This is a genomic window from Tsukamurella paurometabola (genome assembly GCF_900631615.1).
Classification (GTDB): Bacteria; Actinomycetota; Actinomycetes; order Mycobacteriales; family Mycobacteriaceae; genus Tsukamurella; species Tsukamurella paurometabola_A.
Map to the genome: position 1 here is coordinate 2,956,751 of NZ_LR131273.1, position 20,946 is coordinate 2,977,696.

General features: G+C 70.3%; 17 protein-coding genes. 11 read left to right on the top strand and 6 right to left on the bottom strand.

Annotated elements, in window-relative coordinates; translation table 11 throughout:
- The first annotated feature begins 33 nt into the window (after nucleotides 1–33).
- The 3 genes from ELY19_RS14780 (at nucleotide 34) to gatB (ending at nucleotide 3,898) form a co-directional block, all read left to right on the top strand.
- Nucleotides 34–1,065, top strand: a complete 1,032-nt coding sequence (locus tag ELY19_RS14780) for an ATP-dependent 6-phosphofructokinase (RefSeq protein WP_126198854.1) — start codon at nucleotides 34–36, stop codon at nucleotides 1,063–1,065.
- Nucleotides 1,066–1,130: 65 nt separating this feature from the next.
- Nucleotides 1,131–2,363, top strand: a complete 1,233-nt coding sequence (locus tag ELY19_RS14785; protein ID WP_126196897.1) for a DUF4878 domain-containing protein — start codon at nucleotides 1,131–1,133, stop codon at nucleotides 2,361–2,363.
- Nucleotides 2,364–2,386: 23 nt separating this feature from the next.
- Nucleotides 2,387–3,898: an Asp-tRNA(Asn)/Glu-tRNA(Gln) amidotransferase subunit GatB gene (gene gatB / locus ELY19_RS14790; RefSeq protein WP_126196898.1), complete on the top strand. Its 1,512-nt coding sequence runs from the start codon at nucleotides 2,387–2,389 to the stop codon at nucleotides 3,896–3,898.
- Here gatB and ELY19_RS14795 read toward each other — a convergent pair whose 3' ends face one another.
- A complete protein-coding gene (locus tag ELY19_RS14795) occupies nucleotides 3,899–5,023 on the bottom strand; it encodes a PQQ-dependent sugar dehydrogenase (protein ID WP_126196899.1) in 1,125 nt (374 codons plus the stop codon). It abuts the gene before it with no gap.
- Between the two features lie 76 nt (nucleotides 5,024–5,099).
- Here ELY19_RS14795 and ELY19_RS14800 point away from each other — a divergent pair, with 76 nt between their 5' ends.
- Nucleotides 5,100–6,275 (top strand): DoxX family protein, encoded by a 1,176-nt coding sequence (locus ELY19_RS14800; RefSeq protein WP_164711608.1) that lies wholly within the window; start codon nucleotides 5,100–5,102, stop codon nucleotides 6,273–6,275.
- 66 nt (nucleotides 6,276–6,341) lie between these two features.
- Here the strand turns inward: ELY19_RS14800 and ilvD are convergent, their stop codons facing one another.
- Nucleotides 6,342–8,183: a dihydroxy-acid dehydratase gene (gene ilvD / locus ELY19_RS14805; RefSeq protein WP_126196901.1), complete on the bottom strand. Its 1,842-nt coding sequence runs from the start codon at nucleotides 8,181–8,183 to the stop codon at nucleotides 6,342–6,344.
- 87 nt (nucleotides 8,184–8,270) lie between these two features.
- The gene (locus tag ELY19_RS14810) at nucleotides 8,271–8,786 is read right to left on the bottom strand and encodes a PH domain-containing protein (RefSeq protein ID WP_164711609.1); all 516 of its coding nucleotides are present in this window, start codon (nucleotides 8,784–8,786) and stop codon (nucleotides 8,271–8,273) included.
- 304 nt (nucleotides 8,787–9,090) lie between these two features.
- Between ELY19_RS14810 and ELY19_RS14815 the strand changes: the two genes are divergently transcribed.
- From ELY19_RS14815 to ELY19_RS14840, 6 genes are all read left to right on the top strand, one after another.
- On the top strand, nucleotides 9,091–11,067 hold the full coding sequence (locus tag ELY19_RS14815) for an acetolactate synthase large subunit (RefSeq protein WP_126196903.1): 1,977 nt from the start codon (nucleotides 9,091–9,093) through the stop codon (nucleotides 11,065–11,067).
- Nucleotides 11,064–11,567: an acetolactate synthase small subunit gene (gene ilvN / locus ELY19_RS14820; protein WP_126196904.1), complete on the top strand. Its 504-nt coding sequence runs from the start codon at nucleotides 11,064–11,066 to the stop codon at nucleotides 11,565–11,567. Before ELY19_RS14815 ends, ilvN begins: the two co-directional genes overlap by 4 nt.
- Before the next feature lie 41 nt (nucleotides 11,568–11,608).
- Nucleotides 11,609–12,622: a ketol-acid reductoisomerase gene (gene ilvC / locus ELY19_RS14825; protein WP_164711610.1), complete on the top strand. Its 1,014-nt coding sequence runs from the start codon at nucleotides 11,609–11,611 to the stop codon at nucleotides 12,620–12,622.
- 88 nt (nucleotides 12,623–12,710) lie between these two features.
- Entirely contained in the window at nucleotides 12,711–13,310 is a 600-nt protein-coding gene (locus tag ELY19_RS14830) for a TetR/AcrR family transcriptional regulator (protein WP_126196905.1), read from the top strand.
- Complete coding sequence (locus ELY19_RS14835) at nucleotides 13,307–13,675, top strand: DoxX family protein (RefSeq protein ID WP_126196906.1); 369 nt, start codon at nucleotides 13,307–13,309, stop codon at nucleotides 13,673–13,675. The genes ELY19_RS14830 and ELY19_RS14835 overlap by 4 nt, the downstream gene beginning before the upstream one ends.
- A 98-nt stretch (nucleotides 13,676–13,773) precedes the next feature.
- Nucleotides 13,774–14,781 carry an AurF N-oxygenase family protein gene (locus ELY19_RS14840; RefSeq protein WP_126198856.1) on the top strand — a complete coding sequence of 336 codons (1,008 nt, stop codon included), beginning with the start codon at nucleotides 13,774–13,776 and terminating at the stop codon, nucleotides 14,779–14,781.
- A gap of 39 nt (nucleotides 14,782–14,820) precedes the next feature.
- Here ELY19_RS14840 and ELY19_RS14845 read toward each other — a convergent pair whose 3' ends face one another.
- From ELY19_RS14845 to ELY19_RS14855, 3 genes are read right to left on the bottom strand one after another with little or no spacing between them, the layout of a single operon-like run.
- Nucleotides 14,821–16,236 (bottom strand): phytoene desaturase family protein, encoded by a 1,416-nt coding sequence (locus tag ELY19_RS14845; RefSeq protein WP_126196907.1) that lies wholly within the window; start codon nucleotides 16,234–16,236, stop codon nucleotides 14,821–14,823.
- On the bottom strand, nucleotides 16,233–18,017 hold the full coding sequence (locus ELY19_RS14850) for a DUF3556 domain-containing protein (RefSeq protein WP_126196908.1): 1,785 nt from the start codon (nucleotides 18,015–18,017) through the stop codon (nucleotides 16,233–16,235). The genes ELY19_RS14845 and ELY19_RS14850 overlap by 4 nt, the downstream gene beginning before the upstream one ends.
- 27 nt (nucleotides 18,018–18,044) lie before the next feature.
- Nucleotides 18,045–19,517 carry a class I adenylate-forming enzyme family protein gene (locus tag ELY19_RS14855; protein WP_227966850.1) on the bottom strand — a complete coding sequence of 491 codons (1,473 nt, stop codon included), beginning with the start codon at nucleotides 19,515–19,517 and terminating at the stop codon, nucleotides 18,045–18,047.
- A gap of 149 nt (nucleotides 19,518–19,666) precedes the next feature.
- Between ELY19_RS14855 and ELY19_RS14860 the strand changes: the two genes are divergently transcribed.
- Complete coding sequence (locus ELY19_RS14860; protein WP_126196909.1) at nucleotides 19,667–20,929, top strand: RsbRD N-terminal domain-containing protein; 1,263 nt, start codon at nucleotides 19,667–19,669, stop codon at nucleotides 20,927–20,929.
- The last annotated feature ends 17 nt before the right edge of the window (nucleotides 20,930–20,946 follow it).

Below are 20,946 nucleotides of genomic sequence, written 5' to 3' on the forward strand. Positions count from 1 at the left end.
CGGGGACGAGGCGGGAAGATCGACGCCATGAGTCTGCGCATCGGAGTTCTCACCGGCGGTGGTGACTGCCCGGGCCTGAACGCGGTGATCCGGGCGGTGGTCCGCACGAGCGATTCCCGCTACGGATCGGCGGTCGTCGGGTTCCAGGACGGCTGGCGCGGCCTGCTCGAGGACCGGCGCGTGCAGTTGTCCAACGACGATCGCAACGACCGGCTCCTCACCAAGGGCGGCACGATGCTGGGCACCGCCCGCACCCACCCCGACGTGCTGCGGGCAGGCCTGGACCGGATCAAGCAGACCCTCGACGACAACGGCATCGACGTCCTCATCCCCATCGGCGGCGAGGGCACCCTGACCGCCGCCTCCTGGCTCGCCGACGAGGGCGTCCCGGTCATCGGCGTGCCGAAGACCATCGACAACGACATCGACTGCACCGACGTCACGTTCGGCTTCGACACCGCGCTCACCATCGCGACCGACGCGATCGACCGGCTGCATTCGACGGCGGAGTCGCATCAGCGGGTGATGCTGGTCGAGGTGATGGGCCGCCACGCGGGATGGATCGCGCTGAACTCGGGGCTGGCGTCCGGCGCCCACATGGTGCTCATCCCCGAGGTCCCGTTCGACGTCGAGGAGGTGTGCGCCATGATCAAGCGCCGCTTCCAGCGCGGTCACTCCAGCTTCATCGTCGTCGTCGCGGAGGGCGCGAAACCCGTCGAGGGCACGATGGAACTGCGCGTCGGGGGCACCGACGAGTTCGGCCACGAACGCTTCACCGGCGTCGCCCACCAGTTGGGGGTCGAGATCGAGAAGCGGATCAACAAGGAGGTCCGCACGACGGTCCTCGGGCACGTCCAGCGCGGTGGGACGCCGACGCCCGCCGACCGGGTGCTCGCCACCCGGTTCGGCGTCAACGCCGCCGACGCCGCGCACGCGGGGGAGGTCGGGCAGATGGTCTCGCTGCGTGGCGCGCAGATCGGGCTGGTTCCGCTCGCCGAGGCGGTCCAGCAGCTCAAGCGGGTCCCGCGGGAGCGCTACGACGACGCCGCGGAGTTCTTCGGCTGAGCCTCCGCACACCGCGTTGGCCGTCCTGAAGCGATCCTTAAGGAGCGCCGGACACGATTCCGGGCATGAATCCGAATCCTCCCTCGAACCCGGGGTTCACTCCGGGCCAGGATCCGTCCGACCCGAACGAACGGACGCAGCTGCGCCCCACATGGCAGCCCGAGCCCGCCGGCTCCGGTGCGCCGTACCCGCAGCCGGCGGCCCCGTCCTCTCCGCAGCAGGGCGGCGCACCGTCGTACCCCCAGTTCCCGGCGGCGCAGGGGTTCGCGCCCGGACCGCAGGGCTCGGGCGCGCCGATGTTCCCGCCCGGGCCCGGCGCGCCGCAGAAGCTGCGACCCGCCTGGCTGCTCCCCGCCCTCATCGGCGGCGGCGCCGTCGTGCTGGTGATCGTCCTCATCGCCGGGATCGCGATCGTCAAGAGCACGGGCAGAGGTGGTGACACCGGTTCCCCCGGCGGGACCGTCAAGGCGTATTTCGCCGCGCTGCAGGCCGGCGACGCCGCGAAAGCCCTCACCTACGGCAAGGAAGCGCCCGCCTCGACCGAGCTCCTCACGGACGACGTCCTGCGCAAGCAGCGCGACATCGCGCCGATCAAGGACGTGAAGATCGTCAGCGAGACCGGCGGGTTCATGGGATCGGTGCACCTGACGGTGACGATCGGCGACGTGTCCTACGACGAGAACCTCACTCTCGAGAAGGTGGGAGACGAGTGGAAGTTGCAGACCGCCGCCGTACAGCTCAAGCCGTACTCGGCGTACGACTCCGACAAGAAGAACGTCACGATCCTCGGTAAGCCGCTTCCCGCCTCGGGCGTCGTGTACGTGTTCCCCGGCGCTCTCGACCTCGGCTCCACCAACAAGAACCTGGTGCCGCAGCAGGAGAAGTCCAGCGTCCGCGACGACAAGGGGCAGGCCCCCGTCGACGGACTGTCGCGGTACAGCGTCGGCAGCACGCTCACCATCGCCTTCGGGTTGAGCGATGCCGCGAAGACGTCCGCGCGCGAGCAGATCGCCGCGAAGTACTCCGCGTGCGCCGCCTCGAAGGACCGCTTCCCGTCGGGCTGCCCGCAGTCCGATTTCTCCGGCGAGAACGGCACCTACACGTGGACCGCGCCGAACGCCCAGGACATCGACCTCGGTGACACCGTCCGCGACGGCCAGGTCTCCTTCCGCGACAACCGCCCGTGGACGTTCACCGCGACCGGGCGCGACGGCCGGCCGGTCACCGGGTCGGACGCGGGCTACGTCACCGGGACGATCACCGTGACCGCCGACGCGGTGGCCGTCTCGGTGCGCTGACCGGCGCCCATTAGGCTGGGGGCATGAGTGCCGAGCTTGCCGACATCGATCTTCCCGAGTACGCGGACGTCGTCGCCCGCTACGAGCCCGTCATGGGCATGGAGGTCCACGTCGAGCTCGGTACGGCGACCAAGATGTTCTGTGGCTGCCGCACCGAGTTCGGCGCCGAGCCGAACACCCAGGTGTGCCCCACGTGCCTCGGTATGCCGGGCGCACTGCCCGTCGTCAACGACGAGGCGGTGCGCTCGGCCATCCGCATCGGCCTGGCACTGAACTGCTCCATCCGCTCCAGTTCCGTGTTCGCCCGGAAGAACTACTTCTATCCGGATCAGCCGAAGAACTACCAGATCAGCCAGTACGACGAGCCGATCGCCTATGACGGCTACATCGACGTCCCGCTCGAGGACGGCTCCACCTGGCGGGTCGACATCGAGCGCGCGCACATGGAGGAGGACACCGGCAAGTCCACCCACGTGGGCTCCGCCACCGGCCGTATCCACGGCGCCTCGCACTCCCTGCTCGACTTCAACCGCGCCGGCGTGCCGCTGGTGGAGATCGTCTCCCGCCCGATCGAGGGCGCGGGGGAGCGGGCGCCGGAGATCGCCCGCGCCTACGTCACCGCGCTGCGCGACCTGCTCGCCTCCCTGGACGTCTCCGACGTGCGGATGGACCAGGGCTCCATGCGGTGCGACGCCAACGTCTCGCTCAAGCCCGTCGGTCAGGCCGAGTTCGGCACCCGGACGGAGACCAAGAACGTCAACTCACTCCGCTCGGTCGAGGTGGCTGTGCGGTACGAGATGCGGCGGCAGGCCGCGGTTCTCGACGCCGGCGGCGAGGTCATCCAGGAGACGCGGCACTTCCAGGAGGGCGACGGCACCACGACTGCCGGCCGCCGCAAGGAGACCGCCGAGGATTACCGCTACTTCCCGGACCCCGACCTCGCGCCCGTCGCGCCCCCGGCGGAGCTGGTGGAGGAGCTGCGCGGCACCATCGGCGAGCTGCCGTGGCTGCGGCGCGCCCGGATCCAGGCCGACTGGGGCCTGTCGGACGAGGTCATGCGCGACCTGGTGAACCTGGGAGCCATCGACAAGATCATCGCGACCGTCGACGCCGGGGCCACCCCCGACTCGGCCCGGTCGTGGTGGGGCAGCTTCCTGCCGCAGCAGGCCAACACTCGCGAGGTCGAGCTCGAGGCGCTCGCCATTTCGCCGGCGCAGGTGGCCCGCGTTATCGCCCTCGTCGACGAGGGGAAGCTCACCAGCAAGCTGGCGCAGCAGGTGATCGTCGGCGTGCTCGACGGTGAGGGCGAGCCGGACGAGGTCGTCGCCGCCCGCGGCCTCGAGGTGGTCCGTGACGACGGTGCGCTGCAGAAGGCCGTCGACGAGGCGCTCGCCGCCAACCCCGACATCGTGGACAAGATCAAGGCCGGCAAGGTCCAGGCCGCCGGCAAGATCGTCGGCGACGTCATGAAGGCCACGCGGGGTCAGGCCGACGCCGCCCGCGTGCGCGAGCTGGTCCTCGCCGCCTGCGAGTGACTAGTCGTCGCCGCCCTCCGGCGAGGTGCTCGGGATCGGGATGAGGACGACGCGGTCGTCGGTGGGCGCCACGGGGGTCGGTTTGTTGGTCGTCACGCCCTGAGGCAGGGCCTTCGGTCCGATCGCGAGTCGACCGAAAACGCCGTACTTCGCGCGATCGAGAACGGGAGCAGGCTCACCCTTCGCTGTGGTCGGTCCGTCCGGGAGGGCGAGCATCTCGATCTTGCCGGCGCGTGTCTCGCTGACGAACACGCCGCCCTTGACTACGGCGCAGCCGGCGAGGCCCGGACGGTCGGGCCAACTCCACACCACGGATGCGGGCGCGTTCGGCGTCAGCACTCGCAGCCGGTCCTGCGTGATGCCCTGGTCGGCGATGAAGATCGGCCCGCCGCCGGGGACGCCGCAGAGCGACTGCCGGACGCCACCGTCGGTGGCGAGGATCTTGGGCCGGGCGGGTGAGACGGTGCCGGGAGACTCGAGTGCGAGCACCTTGCCGGCGAGCGACGCGGGATCGCGGGCCGCGTTCGGATCGCCGGCATTGCCGGTCGCGACGATGAGGTCACGGCCGGAGAACATCAGCGAGCCGGCGTTGCCCGCCGCGCCCTTGGGAATTCCGGCGAGGATCACCTTCGGGGAGTCGCCCGGTGTCACCCGCACGACTCGGTTGTCCGTGGGCGTGCTGACGTAGGCGTAGAAGAGACGGTCCTGGTCGTACGTCGGTGACATCGCGATCGCCGTGAGCCCACCGTCGCCGGCGGTGTCCACGCCGACGCGTACGACCTCCCGGTTCGGCTGATCCGTGGTCGTGTAGGTGATCGTGCCCCCGCGTTCGGCGACGTAGGCGTGCTCGAAGTCGTCGGTGGTGATCAAATCGGTGGGCTCGGTGAGGCACGTGGCGAGGACGTTCGCATCCTGGTCGATGCACGGTCCCGGTGTCTTCGGCGCGGCGCTGGGCTGGGCGGGGCCGGTCGGCTTGGTCGTCGTGACCTGGCCCGTCGGCGGGCCGGTGAACGGCGCGGCCTCGTTGCCCGAGAAGTCGGCGCACCCCGCCAGCAGCGCCGCGGCGGTCGCGACCACGACGGCGCGCCGCGCGCCGGAACGCGCGCGCCGGGACCCCACACTCATGCCGCCACCCTACCGATCGGCCCGGGGCGCGGTTCGCTCCCAGCCCGCGGCGCGTTCGCACTCTAGTGTGGTTTCCGTGAGCGACAAGGACGGAACCGAGAACGAGACCAGCGAGGGTGCGGCCGAGTCCCCTTTTGACTTCCGGTCCACGGGCGAGCTGCCCCGGTTCGGCGAGCGGCACCCCACGGGCGGGTTCATCCTGGACCCCCACGACGATTCGGACACGGGCATCGGGCCGGTGCTCCCGCGTTACCGCGACGAACCGGCCGGGACCGCGTCCGCCGGTGGATCCGCGGGCACGCCGGCCGGTGACGCGGACGCACCCACGGCGGCAGCGAGCACGCCTGCCGCGGCGACCCCGGCACCGTCGGGCGGCGACGACCCCACGACCTCCGTGCCGGACACCAGCGACCTCGCGGCGGCCATCGCCGCCGCGAATGCGGCCACCGCGGCGATCTCGACCTCCGGGACCTCCCCGGACGCGGCGACCGAGCGGGCCGACCTCTCCAGCGAGGAGCGGGACGAGTTCGGCAAGCGTTACAACCGCCGGCGGGGCCGCGAGCGCGCCGCGCAGGCACGGGCCGAGGCCGAGGGCATCCCGCTGGAGTCCGCGGCCACCGAGCAGATCTCGCCGCCGCCCGGCCGCCGGTTCGGCAAGCCCGTCGCCGACGTCCCCGCCGAGCTGGAGGAGGCGCGCAAGGCTGCGCGCCGCGGCACGACCGACCTGGGGTTGCTCGTGCTGCGGGTCGCGGTCGGCGTCATCCTCGCCGCGCACGGCATCCAGAAGCTCTTCGGCATCTGGGGCGGTCCCGGCATCGACGGTTTCGCCGCCTACCTGCAGAACGGCAACGACCCGTCGCTCGGATTCGAGCGCTTCACCAAGGTCATCGCCATCGCGACGGGCGTCGTGGAGCTGGGCGGCGGAGCGATGCTGATCCTCGGCCTGCTCACCCCGATCGCCGCCGCCGGAGCGGTGGGCGTGATGCTCTCGGCGACGCTGTTCAAGCTGACCACTGCGGGCAACGGCTTCGTCTTCTTCGCCCAGGACAAGGGCGTCGAATTCGAACTGCTGCTGCTCTTCGCGTCGGTGGCGATCATCCTCACCGGGCCGGGCAAGATCTCGCTCGACTTCAACCGGGGCTGGGCGCGGCGCCCCCACCTCGGCTCCGTCGTGTGGTTGATCATCGCGATCGCCGCGGCGGTCACTGTGTGGATCCTGCTCAACGGCGCGAATCCGCTGGTCAAGCAGTAATCGACAGTGACGGCGAACGCCCGGTCTCCCACGCGGGAGACCGGGCGTTCGCGGTTCGACGGTGCCCTACGGCACGTATCGCACTGCGCCCTTATCGGCGGAGGTGGCCAGGGCGGCGTACGCCCGAAGCGCGGTGGTGACGGTGCGCTGGCGGTCCTTGGGCTGCCAGGGCCGCTCCGAGGCCTCCATCTTGGCGCGGCGGCGCGCGAGCTCCTCGTCGTCGACCAGCACCTCGAGGGCGCGGGTGTGCACGTCGATGCGGATGCGGTCACCGTCCTCGACGAGGCCGATGACGCCGCCGGCGGCCGCCTCGGGGGAGATGTGGCCGATCGACAGGCCCGACGTGCCGCCCGAGAAGCGGCCGTCGGTGATCAGCGCGCAGACCTTGCCCAGGCCCTGCCCCTTGAGGAACGAGGTGGGGTGCAGCATCTCCTGCATACCCGGGCCGCCCTTGGGGCCCTCGTAGCGGACGACCACCACGTCACCGGGCTTGATCTGCTTGCCGAGGATCTTGGAGACGGCCTCCTCCTGCGATTCGACCACGACGGCCGGACCCTCGAAGGTGAACAGGTCCTCGTCGATGCCCGCGGTCTTGAGGATGGCACCGTCGACGGCGATGTTGCCGCGCAGCACGCACAGGCCGCCCTCCACGGTGTACGCGTGCTCGATATCGCGGATGCAGCCGTTCGCGTGATCGGTGTCCAGGCTCTCCCACTGGTTCTTCGTGGAGAAGGGCTGCGTGGTGCGCACGCCGCCGGGCGCTGCGTGGAACAGCTCGAGCGCCTCGTCGGTCGCCGTGCCGGAACGGATGTCCCAGTCGTCGAGCCACTTGTCGAAGGACGGCTCGTGGACGGTGTGCACGTCGGTCTCCAGCAGGCCCGCGCGCCGGAGCTCGCCGAGGATCGCGGGGATGCCGCCGGCCCGGTGCACGTCCTCCATGTGGTAGTCGCTGTTCGGCGAGACCTTGGACAGGCACGGCACCTTGCGGCTGATCGCGTCGATGGTCGAGAGGTCGAAATCGACCTCGCCCTCCTGCGCGGCCGCGAGCGTGTGCAGCACCGTGTTGGTGGAACCGCCCATCGCGACGTCGAGCGCCATCGCGTTGCGGAACGCGGCCGGTGTCGCGATGTTGCGGGGGAGCACCGACTCGTCCCCGTCGCGGTAGTACCGCTTCGCGGCTTCGACCACCACGGAGCCGGCCCGCTCGAACAGGGCGCGGCGCGCGGCGTGGGTCGCGAGCGTCGAGCCGTTGCCCGGCAGCGCGAGGCCGAGGGCCTCGGTGAGGCAGTTCATCGAATTGGCGGTGAACATGCCCGAGCAGGAGCCGCAGGTGGGACACGCGGAGCGCTCCACCTCGCCCAGCCCGGCGTCGTCGATCGCGTCGTTGGCGGAGGCCGAGATCGCGGTGATGAGGTCGGTCGGGGCCTTGGCGACACCGTCGACGATGACGGCCTTGCCGGCCTCCATCGGCCCGCCGGAGACGAACACGGTCGGGATGTTCAGGCGCATCGCGGCGTTGAGCATGCCCGGAGTGATCTTGTCGCAGTTGGAGATGCACACCAGCGCGTCGGCGGTGTGGGCGTTCGCCATGTACTCGACCGAGTCGGCGATGATCTCGCGACTGGGAAGGCTGTAGAGCATGCCGCCGTGCCCCATGGCGATGCCGTCGTCGACCGCGATGGTGTGGAACTCGCGCGCCACGCCGCCGGCGGCGCGCACCGACTCGGCCACGATCTCGCCCATGTCCTTGAGGTGCACGTGGCCGGGAACGAACTGGGTGTAGGAGTTCGCGATGGCCACGATCGGCTTGCCGAAGTCGCTGTCCGTGAGTCCGGTGGCGCGCCAGAGCGAGCGGGCGCCTGCGGCGTTGCGGCCGACGGTGGTGGTGCGTGAGCGGAGCGGTGGCATGTGCTTCTCGCCTCGGATCTTCGTATCGTGCGGGCTGGTGGAGGAGACGCGCTCCCCGTGAACAGGGAAAGGCCTGTTCGGCGGGATTTATTCCGCGGTGACGTCGGGGATCCGGCCGCCGGAGGCGACCGCGACGCGGGGGAGCTGGCTGATGGTGACGGCGGGTAGTCGCACCTCGGAACCGTCGGTGCGGACGGCGTACACCGCACCGTTGCGTCCGATCCTAATGCCTGTCAGCTCGTCCCAACCGATGGTGGTGGAGCCGGCGATCCGGACGGACCGCACCCCGTCGGGTCCGATGACGGTGCGCACGCGCAGGACCCACAGGGCGAGCAGGATCGGGATGACGAGCAGCAGCCAGCCCAGGATCGCGGCCCCGGTGCCGGCGGTGGTGCCGTCGATGGAGCGGCCCACGGTCCACGGGCCGACGATCGGCGCCAGGCAGACGGCGAACAGCGCGACGCCGAGCAGTGCGATGCGCGGGTGCTTGAAGACGACGCGGTCGCCCGAATCGATCGGCACGGCGGTGTCCGACGTGTGATCGGTGGTCACGGTGCGGGTGGTGCCGGTCGTGCTCGACTGCTTCGCAGGGCGCTCGCTCATAACACGCATTGTCGCACGCGGCAGAAGAATCCCAGTATGTGGAATCGTCTTGCTCACTGGTTTGACGCGACTGCACACCTGCGCCTAGTTTCTCAGGTGTGAAGCACAGCTACCAGCTCCTCGTAATCGGTCGGCGCGTCGTCGCCTGAACCGGTTGCAGCCGTTTCACACCAGCATCGACGCGCTACCCTCGCTCAGCTACCGCTGACGGGGGTTTTTTGTTGCCCGGATAGTCTTCGGGCAGCGCCGCCCGCCGATACGTCCATAGAGCAGAGCACCGCATGAGTGGTGAGAAGGTCACATCGTGAGCGCACCTACAGCTCGGCCCCACCCAGGGCAGAAGCCCGGGGCCCGCAAGCCCGGCGCCGGGATCCCCGGCGCGCATTCCGCCGCCTCGAAGCACAACGTCGCAGCCGACGTCGCGCACAGCGTCCTCGAGGGCGCCCGTGTCGTGGCCCCCGAGCGGGTCACCGGCGCGCAGTCGGTGGTCCGGTCGCTCGAGGAGATCGGCGTGGACACGGTCTTCGGCATTCCCGGCGGGTGCATCCTTCCGGTCTACGACCCGCTCCTCGATTCCAAGAAGGTCCGCCACGTGCTGGTGCGCCACGAGCAGGGTGCCGGCCACGCGGCCACCGGCTACGCCCAGGCCACCGGCAAGGTCGGCGTGTGCATGGCGACGTCGGGCCCGGGCGCGACCAACCTGGTCACGCCGCTGGCCGACGCGCAGATGGATTCCGTTCCGATCGTCGCCATCACCGGCCAGGTCGGTCGCCCGCTGATCGGCACCGACGCCTTCCAGGAGGCCGACATCTCGGGCATCACGATGCCCGTCACCAAGCACAACTTCCTGGTCTACGACGCGGCCGACATCCCGCGTGTCATCGCGGAGGCGTTCTACCTGGCCCAGAGCGGCCGCCCGGGTGCCGTGCTCGTCGACATCCCCAAGGACGTGCTGCAGGAGGACACCGTCTTCTCCTGGCCGCCGCAGATCGACCTGCCCGGCTACCGCCCCGTGACCAAGCCGCACGGCAAGCAGATCCGTGAGGCGGCGCGTCTGATCGCGGCGGCCAAGTCGCCCGTGCTGTACGTGGGTGGCGGTGTCCTCAAGGCGGAGGCGTCGGACGAGCTGCTCAAGCTGGCCGAGCTGACCGGCATCCCCGTCGTGACCACCCTGATGGCGCGAGGGGTCTTCCCGGACAGCCACCGCCAGCACATGGGCATGCCCGGCATGCACGGCACCGTCGGCGCCGTTGCCGCACTGCAGCGCTCCGACCTGCTCGTGACCCTGGGCGCGCGGTTCGACGACCGCGTCACCGGCAAGCTGGACTCGTTCGCGCCCGATGCCAAGGTCATCCACGCCGACATCGATCCGGCGGAGATCGGCAAGAACCGCTTCGCGGACGTCCCGATCGTGGGTGACTGCAAGGAGGTCATCTCCGAGCTCATCGCCGCGATCTCCGAGGACCGCGCCACGATCGCCGCGCCCGATCTCACCGCCTGGTGGGAGTACCTGGACGGCATCCGTGCGACGTACCCCTTGGCGTACAACACCCCGTCGGACGGCGCCCTGAGCCCCGAGTACGTGATCGAGCGCCTCGGCGTCGCCGCGGGCCCGGACGCGATCTACTGCGCGGGCGTCGGCCAGCACCAGATGTGGGCGGCGCAGTTCGTCAAGTACGAGAAGCCCCGCACCTGGCTCAATTCGGGCGGTCTCGGCACCATGGGCTACGCGGTTCCCGCGGCCCTCGGCGCCAAGATGGGCGCGCCCGAGAAGGAGGTCTGGGCGATCGACGGTGACGGCTGCTTCCAGATGACCAACCAGGAGCTCGCCACCGCCGCGATCGAGGGTGCGCCGATCAAGGTCGCCGTCATCAACAACGGCAACCTCGGCATGGTCCGGCAGTGGCAGACGCTGTTCTACGAGGAGCGCTACTCCAGCACCGACCTGTCGACGCATTCGATGCGGATCCCCGACTTCGTCAAGCTGGGCGACGCTCTGGGCTGCGTCTCCTTCCGCTGCGAGCGGGCCGAGGATGTGGACGCGATCATCGCGCAGGCGCGCGAGATCAACGACCGCCCGGTGGTCATCGACTTCATCGTGGGCGCCGACGCGCAGGTGTGGCCGATGGTCGCCGCCGGCACCAGCAATGACGAGATCATGGCGGCGCGGGACATCCGCCCGCTGTTCGACGAGGACGACGCGGCCGACGAGCCGGCCGTCATCCACGCCGCGATGGAGCGTCCCGACGCTGCGACGCTGCCCGGGGAGGAGCAGAAGTGAGCACCACGCACACGCTGAGCGTTCTGGTCGAGGACCGTCCGGGCGTGCTCGCCCGCGTCTCGTCGCTGTTCTCCCGCCGGGGTTTCAACATCGAATCCCTCGCGGTGGGCGGCACCGAGCTCAAGGGCGTCAGCCGCATGACGATCGTGGTCACGGTCGACGAGCTGCCGCTCGAGCAGGTCACCAAGCAGCTGAACAAGCTGGTCTCCGTGCTGAAGATCGTCGAGCAGGACTCGTCGACGTCGGTGGCGCGCGAGCTGATGCTCATCAAGGTGCGCGCCGATGCCGCGACGCGCGGCCAGGTCACCGACACCGTCGACCTGTTCCGTGCCAAGATCGTGGACGTCTCGCCCGACTCGGTGACCATCGAGGCCACCGGTACGCCGGACAAGCTCGACGCGCTGCTGGCGGTCCTGGATCCCTTCGGGATCCGCGAGATCGCGCAGTCCGGCGTCATCGCGCTCGGACGCGGCCCGAAGTCGATCACCGCGACCCGCTAACTTCACTACTGCAGAAAACCAAGAAGGGACACCGAACCACAGTGGCAATCGAACTGTTCTACGACGAGGACGCCGACCTCTCCATCATCCAGGGCAAGAAGGTCGCCGTCATCGGCTACGGCTCGCAGGGGCACGCGCACTCGCTGAGCCTGCGCGACTCCGGCGTCGACGTGCGGATCGGCCTCAAGGAGGGCTCGAAGTCGCGCGCCAAGGCCGAGGAGCAGGGCCTCACCGTGGGCACGCCCGCCGAGGTCGCCGCGTGGGCCGACGTCATCATGCTGCTCGCGCCCGACACCGCGCAGGCGGAGATCTTCAAGGCCGACATCGAGCCGAACCTCAAGGACGGCGACGCGCTGTTCTTCGGCCACGGCCTGAACATCCACTTCAAGCTGATCGAGGCCCCGGCCAACGTCACCGTCGCGATGGTCGCCCCGAAGGGCCCCGGCCACCTGGTGCGCCGCCAGTTCGTCGACGGCAAGGGCGTGCCCGCGCTCATCGCCGTGGACCAGGACCCGACCGGTGACGGCCAGGCCCTCGCGCTGAGCTACGCCGCCGCGATCGGTGGCGCGCGTGCCGGCGTCATCAAGACCACGTTCAAGGAGGAGACCGAGACGGACCTCTTCGGTGAGCAGGCCGTGCTCTGCGGCGGCACCGAGGAGCTCGTCAAGGTCGGCTTCGAGGTGCTCGTCGAGGCGGGCTACGCCCCCGAGATGGCCTACTTCGAGTGCCTGCACGAGCTCAAGCTCATCGTGGACCTCATGTACGAGGGCGGTATCGCCCGCATGAACTACTCGGTGTCCGACACCGCGGAGTTCGGCGGCTACCTCTCGGGTCCGCGCGTGATCGACGCCGACACCAAGAAGCGCATGAAGGACATCCTCACGGACATCCAGGACGGCACCTTCGTCAAGCGCCTCGTCGCCAACGTCGAGGGTGGCAACAAGGAGCTGGAGGCCCTCCGCAAGGAGAACGCCGAGCACCCGATCGAGGTCACCGGCAAGAAGCTCCGCGACCTCATGAGCTGGGTCGATCGCCCGATCACCGAGACCGCCTAGGTCTCGCCCGCATCACTCGGGAGCCCCGTCGGACCATGTGTCCGGCGGGGCTCTTGCGTGTCCGGGGACAGGGCGCTACCCTCTGAACATGTTCAATGAACACGTTCAGTCACGAGCGGAGGCGAAGGCCGACACGCGCGCTCGCGTGCTCGCCGCAGCCGACCGGTCCTTCCGCGCCCACGGCTTCGCGGGGACGACGGTGCGCGGCATCGCCGCCGACGCGGGCGTCAGCACCGGTACGGTGATGGCCGTCGGTGACAAGGACGCGCTCCTCATCGCGATCGTCGACGACTGGATCGCGGCTGTGCACGCCCGGCGGGAACCGGCCGCACCGCTGCCCGCGCTGACCCGCGAGGAGGCGACGATGCGGCTCGTCGAGACCGTCCGGCCCTTCGTCACCTACTTCAACGCCGACGGTGACCTCTCCCGCGAGTACGCCGCCGTTCTCGCGCGCGGTAAGCATCACTCCCGCACGTTCGGCGACCTCGGCGACGAGCTGCAGGCCGACTTCGAGCGGATCTTCGCCGCCACGGGATGCGGCGATCCCGGCGCGGCCGGCCGCGCCCTCTACTTCGTCTACATCGGCCTGCTGTTCGCGACCTCGGGTGGGGCGATCACGCGGGAGGTCGCGGCGGAGCGTCTCGTCGAGGCGATCGGACAGATCCTTGGAGAAGGGGTATCGCAATGACCACCGGTTTCATCGACACGCCGCACTGGCCGTGGCTCACCGTCGCGCTCGCCGTCGTCCTGCTGGGCGACGCGGCGATGTCGCTGCGCCCGCCGGCCTTCATCCGGGACTGTCTCGACGGGGTCCGGTTCCCTCGGGATTGGTGGTGGACGCTGATCGTGATCAAGACGGTCGCGGTCGCGGGCCTGCTCGCCGGCCTGGAGTACCCCGGCGTGGGCTTCGCCGCGAACGCGGGTGTGATCGCCTACTTCGTCTGTGCCGCGGTCTCGCACATCCGGGCGGGTTTCCTCGGTTCCACCTTCTGGGTGAACTGCCTCGGCATGCTGGCCTTCTCGACCGGCGTGCTGATCCTGTCCTACATCTGATTCGATGCCGAAGAAACCAGCGCTGCTGATTGATAGTGATAGGGTGGTCCCGAACGGCTATCACGACGACGATGGCCGCGGATGGAAGCGAGACGTGGATGCGACTGGCCCTCACGCACATGGGACGCACGATGGGGGATGACTTCCCCGGGCGTGCCGAGTACGAGCAGACGCTGACCGACCTGTCCGAGGCGTCGGTCCGCCGGAACTTCGACCCGTACGTCGACATCGACTGGGATGCTCCCGAGCTGGCGATCGTGCCCGACGATCCGCGGTGGGTCTGCGACGCGCGGTTCGATCCGATCGGTCGCCACCCGTGGTACCAGGCCCAGCCGCTGGCCAAGCAGATCGAGATCGGCATGTGGCGGCAGGCCAACGTCGCCAAGGTCGGCCTGCAGTTCGAATCCATGCTGATCCGCGGCATCATGCAGTACACCGCGGCCCTCCCGAACAATTCGCCGGAGTTCCGGTACGCCACGCACGAGGCGAAGGAGGAGTGCCAGCACACGCTGATGTTCCAGGAGTTCGTCAACCGCGTGGGCATGGACGTCCCGGGCGGCAGCTGGTTCCTGCGCCGCATCTCGCCGATCGTGCCGCTCTTCGCGACCATGACGCCGCTGTACTTCTACATGATGGTGCTCGGCGGCGAGGAGCCGATCGACCACCTGCAGAAGCAGTTCCTGCGCTCGGGCTCGGAGCAGCACCCCGCGATGAGCTCGATCATGCAGATCCACGTGGCGGAGGAGGCCCGCCACATCGGCTTCGCGCACCAGCTCCTCGAGCACCGCATCCCCACCCGCGGCGCCTTCCCGCGGCTGATCCTCTCGCTGATGCTGCCGATCACCATGCGCGTGATGGTGACCATGATCATGATGCCGCCCAAGGAGTTCTGGGAGACCTTCGACGTCCCGCGCAGCGTGAAGAAGGACATCTTCTGGCGCTCGCCCGAGTCGCAGCAGATGAAGCGCGACGTGTTCGGCGACGTGCGGATGATGGCCGAGAAGTGCGGCCTCATGAACCCGCTGAGCAAGCTCATGTGGCGGATCTGCGGCATCGACGGTCGTATCTCCCGGTTCCGCAGCGAGCCGGCCTACGCGGCGCAGTAGACGCCGGGTCTTCGGCGAGCTCGTGGGCCACCGGGACGCCTAGCGGCCCCGCAGCCTCGCGAGCGCGCGGGTGGCGGCGTGGAATCCGCACATCCCGTGGGCAGCAGGCCCGGGCGGGGTGGCCGCGGAGCAGATGTACATGCCGGGGACGCCGAGGTCGTAGGGCTGCAGGGTGATCCGCGGCCCGAAGACGAGTTGAAGCGGATCCTTGGAGCCGGTGTTGATGTCGCCGCCGACGAAGTTGGCGTTGTACCGGGCCATCTCCGTCGTCGAGCAGACGGCGGTGCCGACGATGCGGTCGCGGAAGCCCGGTGCGAAGCGCTCGATCTGGGTGATGATCGCCGCGGTGGCGTCGCCGGTGTAGCCGCTCGGCACATGGGCGTAGGACCAGACGGGGTGCACATCGCCCACGCTGCGCGTGGGATCGGCGAGGTACTGCTGGCCCACCAGGACGAAGGGCCGCTCCGGCATCCGCCCCGCGGCGATCGCCCTCTCGGTGGCGGCGACCTCCGCGAACTCGCCGCCGAGGTGGACGGTGCTGGAACGCCGGGCGTCCGGATTGGTCCAGGGCACGCCGCCCTCGACGGCGAAGTCCACCTTGAACGCCCCCGGCCCGTACCGGAACCGCTCGAAGGCGCGCTGCACCCGTGCCGGGAGTCGGTCATCGAGGACGGCCGCCACCTGCCGCGGATCCAGGTCGAACAACGTCACGTCGGCCGGCGGAAGGTTCGCCGCGGTCACCCGGACGCCGGTCTCCACGCGGCCGCCCAGGTCTTCGAACTCGGCGAGCAGCGCCGCCGCGAGCGCCCCGGAGCCGCCCTCGGCGACCTGCCAGCCGAAGGCGTGGCCCGCGGTGAGCATCCCCTTCCCGATGGCAGAGCTCATCGGCTCGTGCAGCGGGCGGAAGGCGTGCGCGGCGACGCCGCCCCACAGGCCCCGCGCCTGCGGAGTCCGGAACGCACGGGCCAGTGCCGCGGCGGGCAGGGGAGTCGGCGCTCCGAATCCGGCCAGCGCCACGGGGTGCCGCGGCATCCGCAGCAGCGGCCCCAGCATCGACGGACCGATCCTGTCGAAATGCTCCACGGGCCGGCCGAACAGTGCGCGCCAGGCGGCACCGTCGCGCCCGAGACCCGCGGCGGTCTCCGCGACGCCGCGGCGCAGCACCCCCGCCGAACCGTCGTCGAGCGGATGGACGCACTCGAGTTCCGCGGAGCGCCAGCGCAGACCGCGTCGCGCGAGATCGACCGACGCGAGGAAGGGGGAGCCGACCGCCATCGGGTGGATCGCCGCGCAGTGATCGTGCACGAGGCCGGGGATGATCGCCTCGAAGGAGCGCAGGCCGCCGCCGACCGTGGCGCCGGCCTCCAGCAGCGTCGTGTCGACGCCCGCGCGGGCCAGGGTGATCGCAGCGGCGAGCCCGTTGGGCCCGCCGCCGACGACGGTGCCGGTGGTCATGCCCGCGAGCCTAGCCCGGTCCCGAGCGGGAAGCGGTCGTGGTCCGCCGACCAGGTGATCTCGCACGCGACGGGGCCGTCCGGTAGCCACGGCTGGGTCGTCACGCACTCGGTGACGCTCCACCGGCCGCGTGCCACCACGCCGAGGGCGGCGTCGATGATGGTGAAGTCCTGGCGCAGCCGGGTGATCGGCTGGGATTCGGCCCAGACCACGATGAGCTCGCCCGGCTCGAAGCCGGCCTGCTCCTGCACCGCGGCGATGAGGGTCGCGTCGTGCAGGTGACCGTCGCCGAAGTTGAAGCCGATCATGGTGTTGCACACCAGCTCGCCCTCGCGGAGGGTGCGCTGCTCGATATCGGGGACGTGGCTCAGCAACGTCGAGAACAGGCCGCGGCCGTTGCTGTGCAGCGCGCGCCAGCCGAGTCCCATGGTCATGAGCGTCTCGGCCCATTCGCGGGGAACGCCGGTCGCGACGAACTGGTCGACGGTGTTGGTCGTCTGCCGCTGGACCCGGTTCAGCTTCTCCTCGGCGCCGGGCGCGAACGCCCACATGCCGGTCGCCCAGTTCCCGGCGTACTGGCGCAGGGAGGGAAGGAAGGAGACCTTGTCGGGGCGGATGTTGCCCAGCACGGGGAAGACGAGAAGGGCGGCGAGCACGACGAGGATCAGCCAGGACGGCGACATGTCGAGCACCGAATAGCCGTCCTGTGCGGGGAATCCGACGAACAGGAACAGCGCTGTGTACGCGAACAGCAGGTTCCACTCGAGCGGCACCGCCAACGGGAACGTGGAGATGATGAACAGGTGATAGCACACCATGAACACCGCGCAGACCACCGTGAGCGTCCGGTTCACGGAGAACAGCAGGATGAGCGGCGCGACGATCTCCACGACGGTGCCGAGGCCCTCCGCCATGAACCGGGCGAGCCGCGACGGCAGCAGGTCGCTCGGGGCGTTGCGGTAATGAGCGCGCCGAAGTCCCTTGAACGGCATGCACGGCGAGTTGGACACCATCACCGGGATCACGTTGATGAAGTGCTTGCCGATCTTCGACATGCCGGCACCGACCCAGACCACCACGATGAGGAGCTTGAGCCCGACGATCATCGTCGCGAACGACAGCAGTGGCAACAGCCCGAACATGACCAGTGCCGGCATGTACTGCTCGCCGCGTGCGGCGAGGAAGATCGTCTTGTCCCGCAGGCCGATCAGCACCAGCAGCGCGACCGGCGCGATCATGAGCCACGGCGCCACGAGGTCGTAAGGGGACGAATCCGTGACGAGCCCGCCGGGGAGCACGATGGGCAGCGCGAGTGAGCCGAGCAGCAGCCAGTACAGGCCGACGTCGAGTGCCGTGCGGCGCGTCCCCGCGGTGCCGGGCACCCAGGTGTAGGGGCGCAGGCGGATGGTGCCGGTGCGGGCCCAGAACCTGATCCCGCCGGTCATGGGCTTGATCTTGAACGTGAGTGGGCCCCAGGCGCCCGCGACGCCGATCGCCTCGAGCAGGGTGGTCCACAGCACGAGCTTCTGGTAGACGATGGGCTGGTTCCACCAGGCCGACACCTCCCAGAAGTGCAGGCCCGAGGTGGCGGTGGCGAGGAGCACGCCGCCGAAGGCGTAGAGCACCACCAGCTTCACGACGTAGATGACGAAGGCGACCTTCTGCGTCCCGAAGCCGTGCTCGACCCACCGCTGGGTGGCGAAGCGGAGCCGGTCCTGCAGCGGGCGGGTGATGAACTCCGCCGGATCGACCTCGGGGAGGTCGGGTTTCATGAATCCCATGGTGACGTCCTATCGGGAGGAGGCGGATCAGGCGGTGGGGGCGGCGGCGTCGAGCCGGCGGAGCGCGGGCTTGTCGATCTTGCCGACGGGGTTCTTCGGCAGCGCGTCGAGCACCGTGATCGCCACGGGCTGCTTGTACTTCGCCAGCTGCTCCCGGGCGTGCGCCGCGAGGGCGTCGACGTCGAGCCGGACGCCGGGTGCGGCGGAGACGTACAGCACGGGCAGCTCGCCGTACTTCGCGTCGGGCCGCCCGATGACGGCGGCCTCGGCCACGCCCGTCACGCCGTACACCGCGGACTCGATCTCCTTGGGGTAGATGTTCTCCCCGCCGCGGATGATCATGTCCTTCGCGCGGTCCACGAGGCGGAGGTAGCCGTCCTCGTCGAGCACGCCGACGTCGCCGGTGTGCAGCCACCCGTCGACCACGGTCTTCGCGGTCTCCTCGGGGCGACCCAGGTAGCCGCGCATGATGTTCGGACCCGCGAGCAGCACCTCGCCCGGCTCGCCGACGGGGACGTCGGCACCGTCGGGCCCGGCGATCCGGATCCGCTGACCGGGCAGTGCGACGCCCACGCTGCCCACCTTGCGGACCCCGTCGAGCGGGTTGCAGGTGGCGGCGCAGGTGCATTCGGACAGGCCGTAGCCCTCGATGAGCGGGAATCCGTAGCGGGCTTCGAAGCCCTCCAGCAGTTCCCGGCTCGCGGGGGCCGCGCCGCACACGCCGAAGCGCACCCTCGGCAGGTCCGGCCGCACCTCGGGGGGCAGGCCGGCCAGCATCGTGTAGATCGTGGGCACCGCGGAGAAGTACGTCGCGCCGGTCTCGGCGAGCACGTCGAAGAAGGTGCGCGGGTCGAACCGGCCCGCGATCGTCACGCGGCCGCCGCCCCGGAGCGGGTTGAGCGTCGACACCACGATGGCGTTCACGTGGAACAGCGGCAGGATGAGCAGACTGTGGTCGGACGCGTCGAAGTCGAAGGCTGCGGAGGACATCTCGCTCATGGCGACGAGGTTCGCGTGGTCGAGCATGACGCCCTTGGGGCGCCCCGTGGTGCCGGAGGTGTAGATGAGCAGCGCCAGGTCCGACGGTGCCGCGACCGGTTCCGCCGCGTCCGGGGCGTGATCGAGCAGGGCGCCCGCGGCGATCACGGGGATCCCGGCCGGTGCGTCGGTGTCGGTGACCAGCACCGCCGCCCCCGCGTCCTGCACCTGGTAGTCGACCTCGGGCGGGGCGAGGAACGGGTTGATCGGCGTCGCGGCCGCACCCAGGTGCCACGACGCGAACAGGGCGACCACGAGCAGGGCGGTGTTCGGCAGCTTCACCGCAACGACGTCCCCAGGCCCGATGCCGGCGGCGCGCAATGCCGCGGCGGCGCTGCGGACGGCCGCATCGAAGGCGGCGTTGTCCAGGTCGAGCGCGTCGTCCGCGACCGCCGCAGCGTGCGGCGCCGCGGCTGCGCGCACGGCGGGCAGGTGGGCGAAGGTGGTGAAGTCGTAGGTCACGGTGGCTCCTCGTCGGTGTCGGTGCACCCACGGTAGGGCGCACATGATGGCGGTCACATCGTCCACCGGCGACGAGATGTGACGCCGGATTCGTCCTCGCAAGACGAATTCCAGCGCTCTCGCGTCCGTCATAGCGCTAGGATTTGGCGGTGGATCCCGATGCGCCGCGCCGGCTGATCGCTCGGCTGCTCAGCGCCGCGTCCCGCGGCGCGGTCGCCGACGTGATGACCGAGCGGATCGCGGCGGATCTGCCCGACCTGCGTGCCGACGACGCGATCTTCGGGGCGCTGGCCGCGAGCGTCGAGGCGAATGTCGAGAACGTCACTCACGCGGTCGTTCTCGACGTTCCGGTGGAGCGGATCGAGGTCCCGCTCGCTGCGCTCGAGTACCCGCGTCGCGTGGCGCAGCGCGGCATGGCCGCGACCTCGCTGGTCCGCGCCTACTACCTGGGCCAGCAGACGATGATCGGCCTCCTCGGCGAGGCGCTCGACGCGGAGGCGGACGCCGATCACGACCTCCGCGAGGCCGCGATGCGCTGGCTGATCGGCTGGTCCTTCGACTACAACGACGTCGTGACCCGGCGCGTGCTCGACGAGTACGAGGCGGAGCGCGCCGCATGGGTGGACGCCCGCAGCGGGGCCCGGACGGTGCGGGTCCTCGAGGTGCTCGACGGGGACGTGCCGAGCGAGTCCGCCGCCTCCGCGACCATCCGCTATCCGCTGCGCGCGACGCACATCGGCCTCGTCGCGTGGTATTCGGAGGGGGTCGACGAGGTCGAGCGGATCGAGCGCTTCCTCCGGGAGCTCGGCACCGCGACCGGGACGGCGGCGCCGCCGCTGTCGGTCGCGGTCGATCGGCTCACCGCGTGGGCGTGGCTGCCCGTCGCCGACGGCGACGCGGCGATTTCCGCCGCCCGCGCCCTCGTCGCCGCCGACCCGGACGCCCCGCGCGTGGTCCTCGGGCCCCCGCGGGACGGGATCGAGGGCTTCCGCGCGACCAACCGGGCGGCACGCGAGGTGCGCCGGGTCGCCGACGCCACCGGCGCGCGGCTGCTGGTGGCGACGGACCCGGGTGTGGGACTCGCCGCCCTCGTCGCGCAGGACGTCGGCGCCGCGAGCGCCTGGGCGGACGGGGTGCTCGGGCCGCTGACCGGCGACTCCGCCGCGGACGAGCGGCTGCGCAGCACCCTCGAGATCTTCCTGCGCACCGGCGGCAGCTTCAAGGCGACGGCCGAGCAGCAGACGATGCACGCGAACTCGGTGAAGTACCGGGTGCGCCGCGCGGTGGCACGCCGCGGCAGGGAGATCGGCGACGACCGGCTCGACGTGGAGGTCGCGCTGGCGGTGCGCCGCATCTTCGGCCCGCACGCTCCTGGCAACCCGGCGCGGAAGGCCCCCGACGCAGGTCACTAAGCTGACGGTGCAACCGG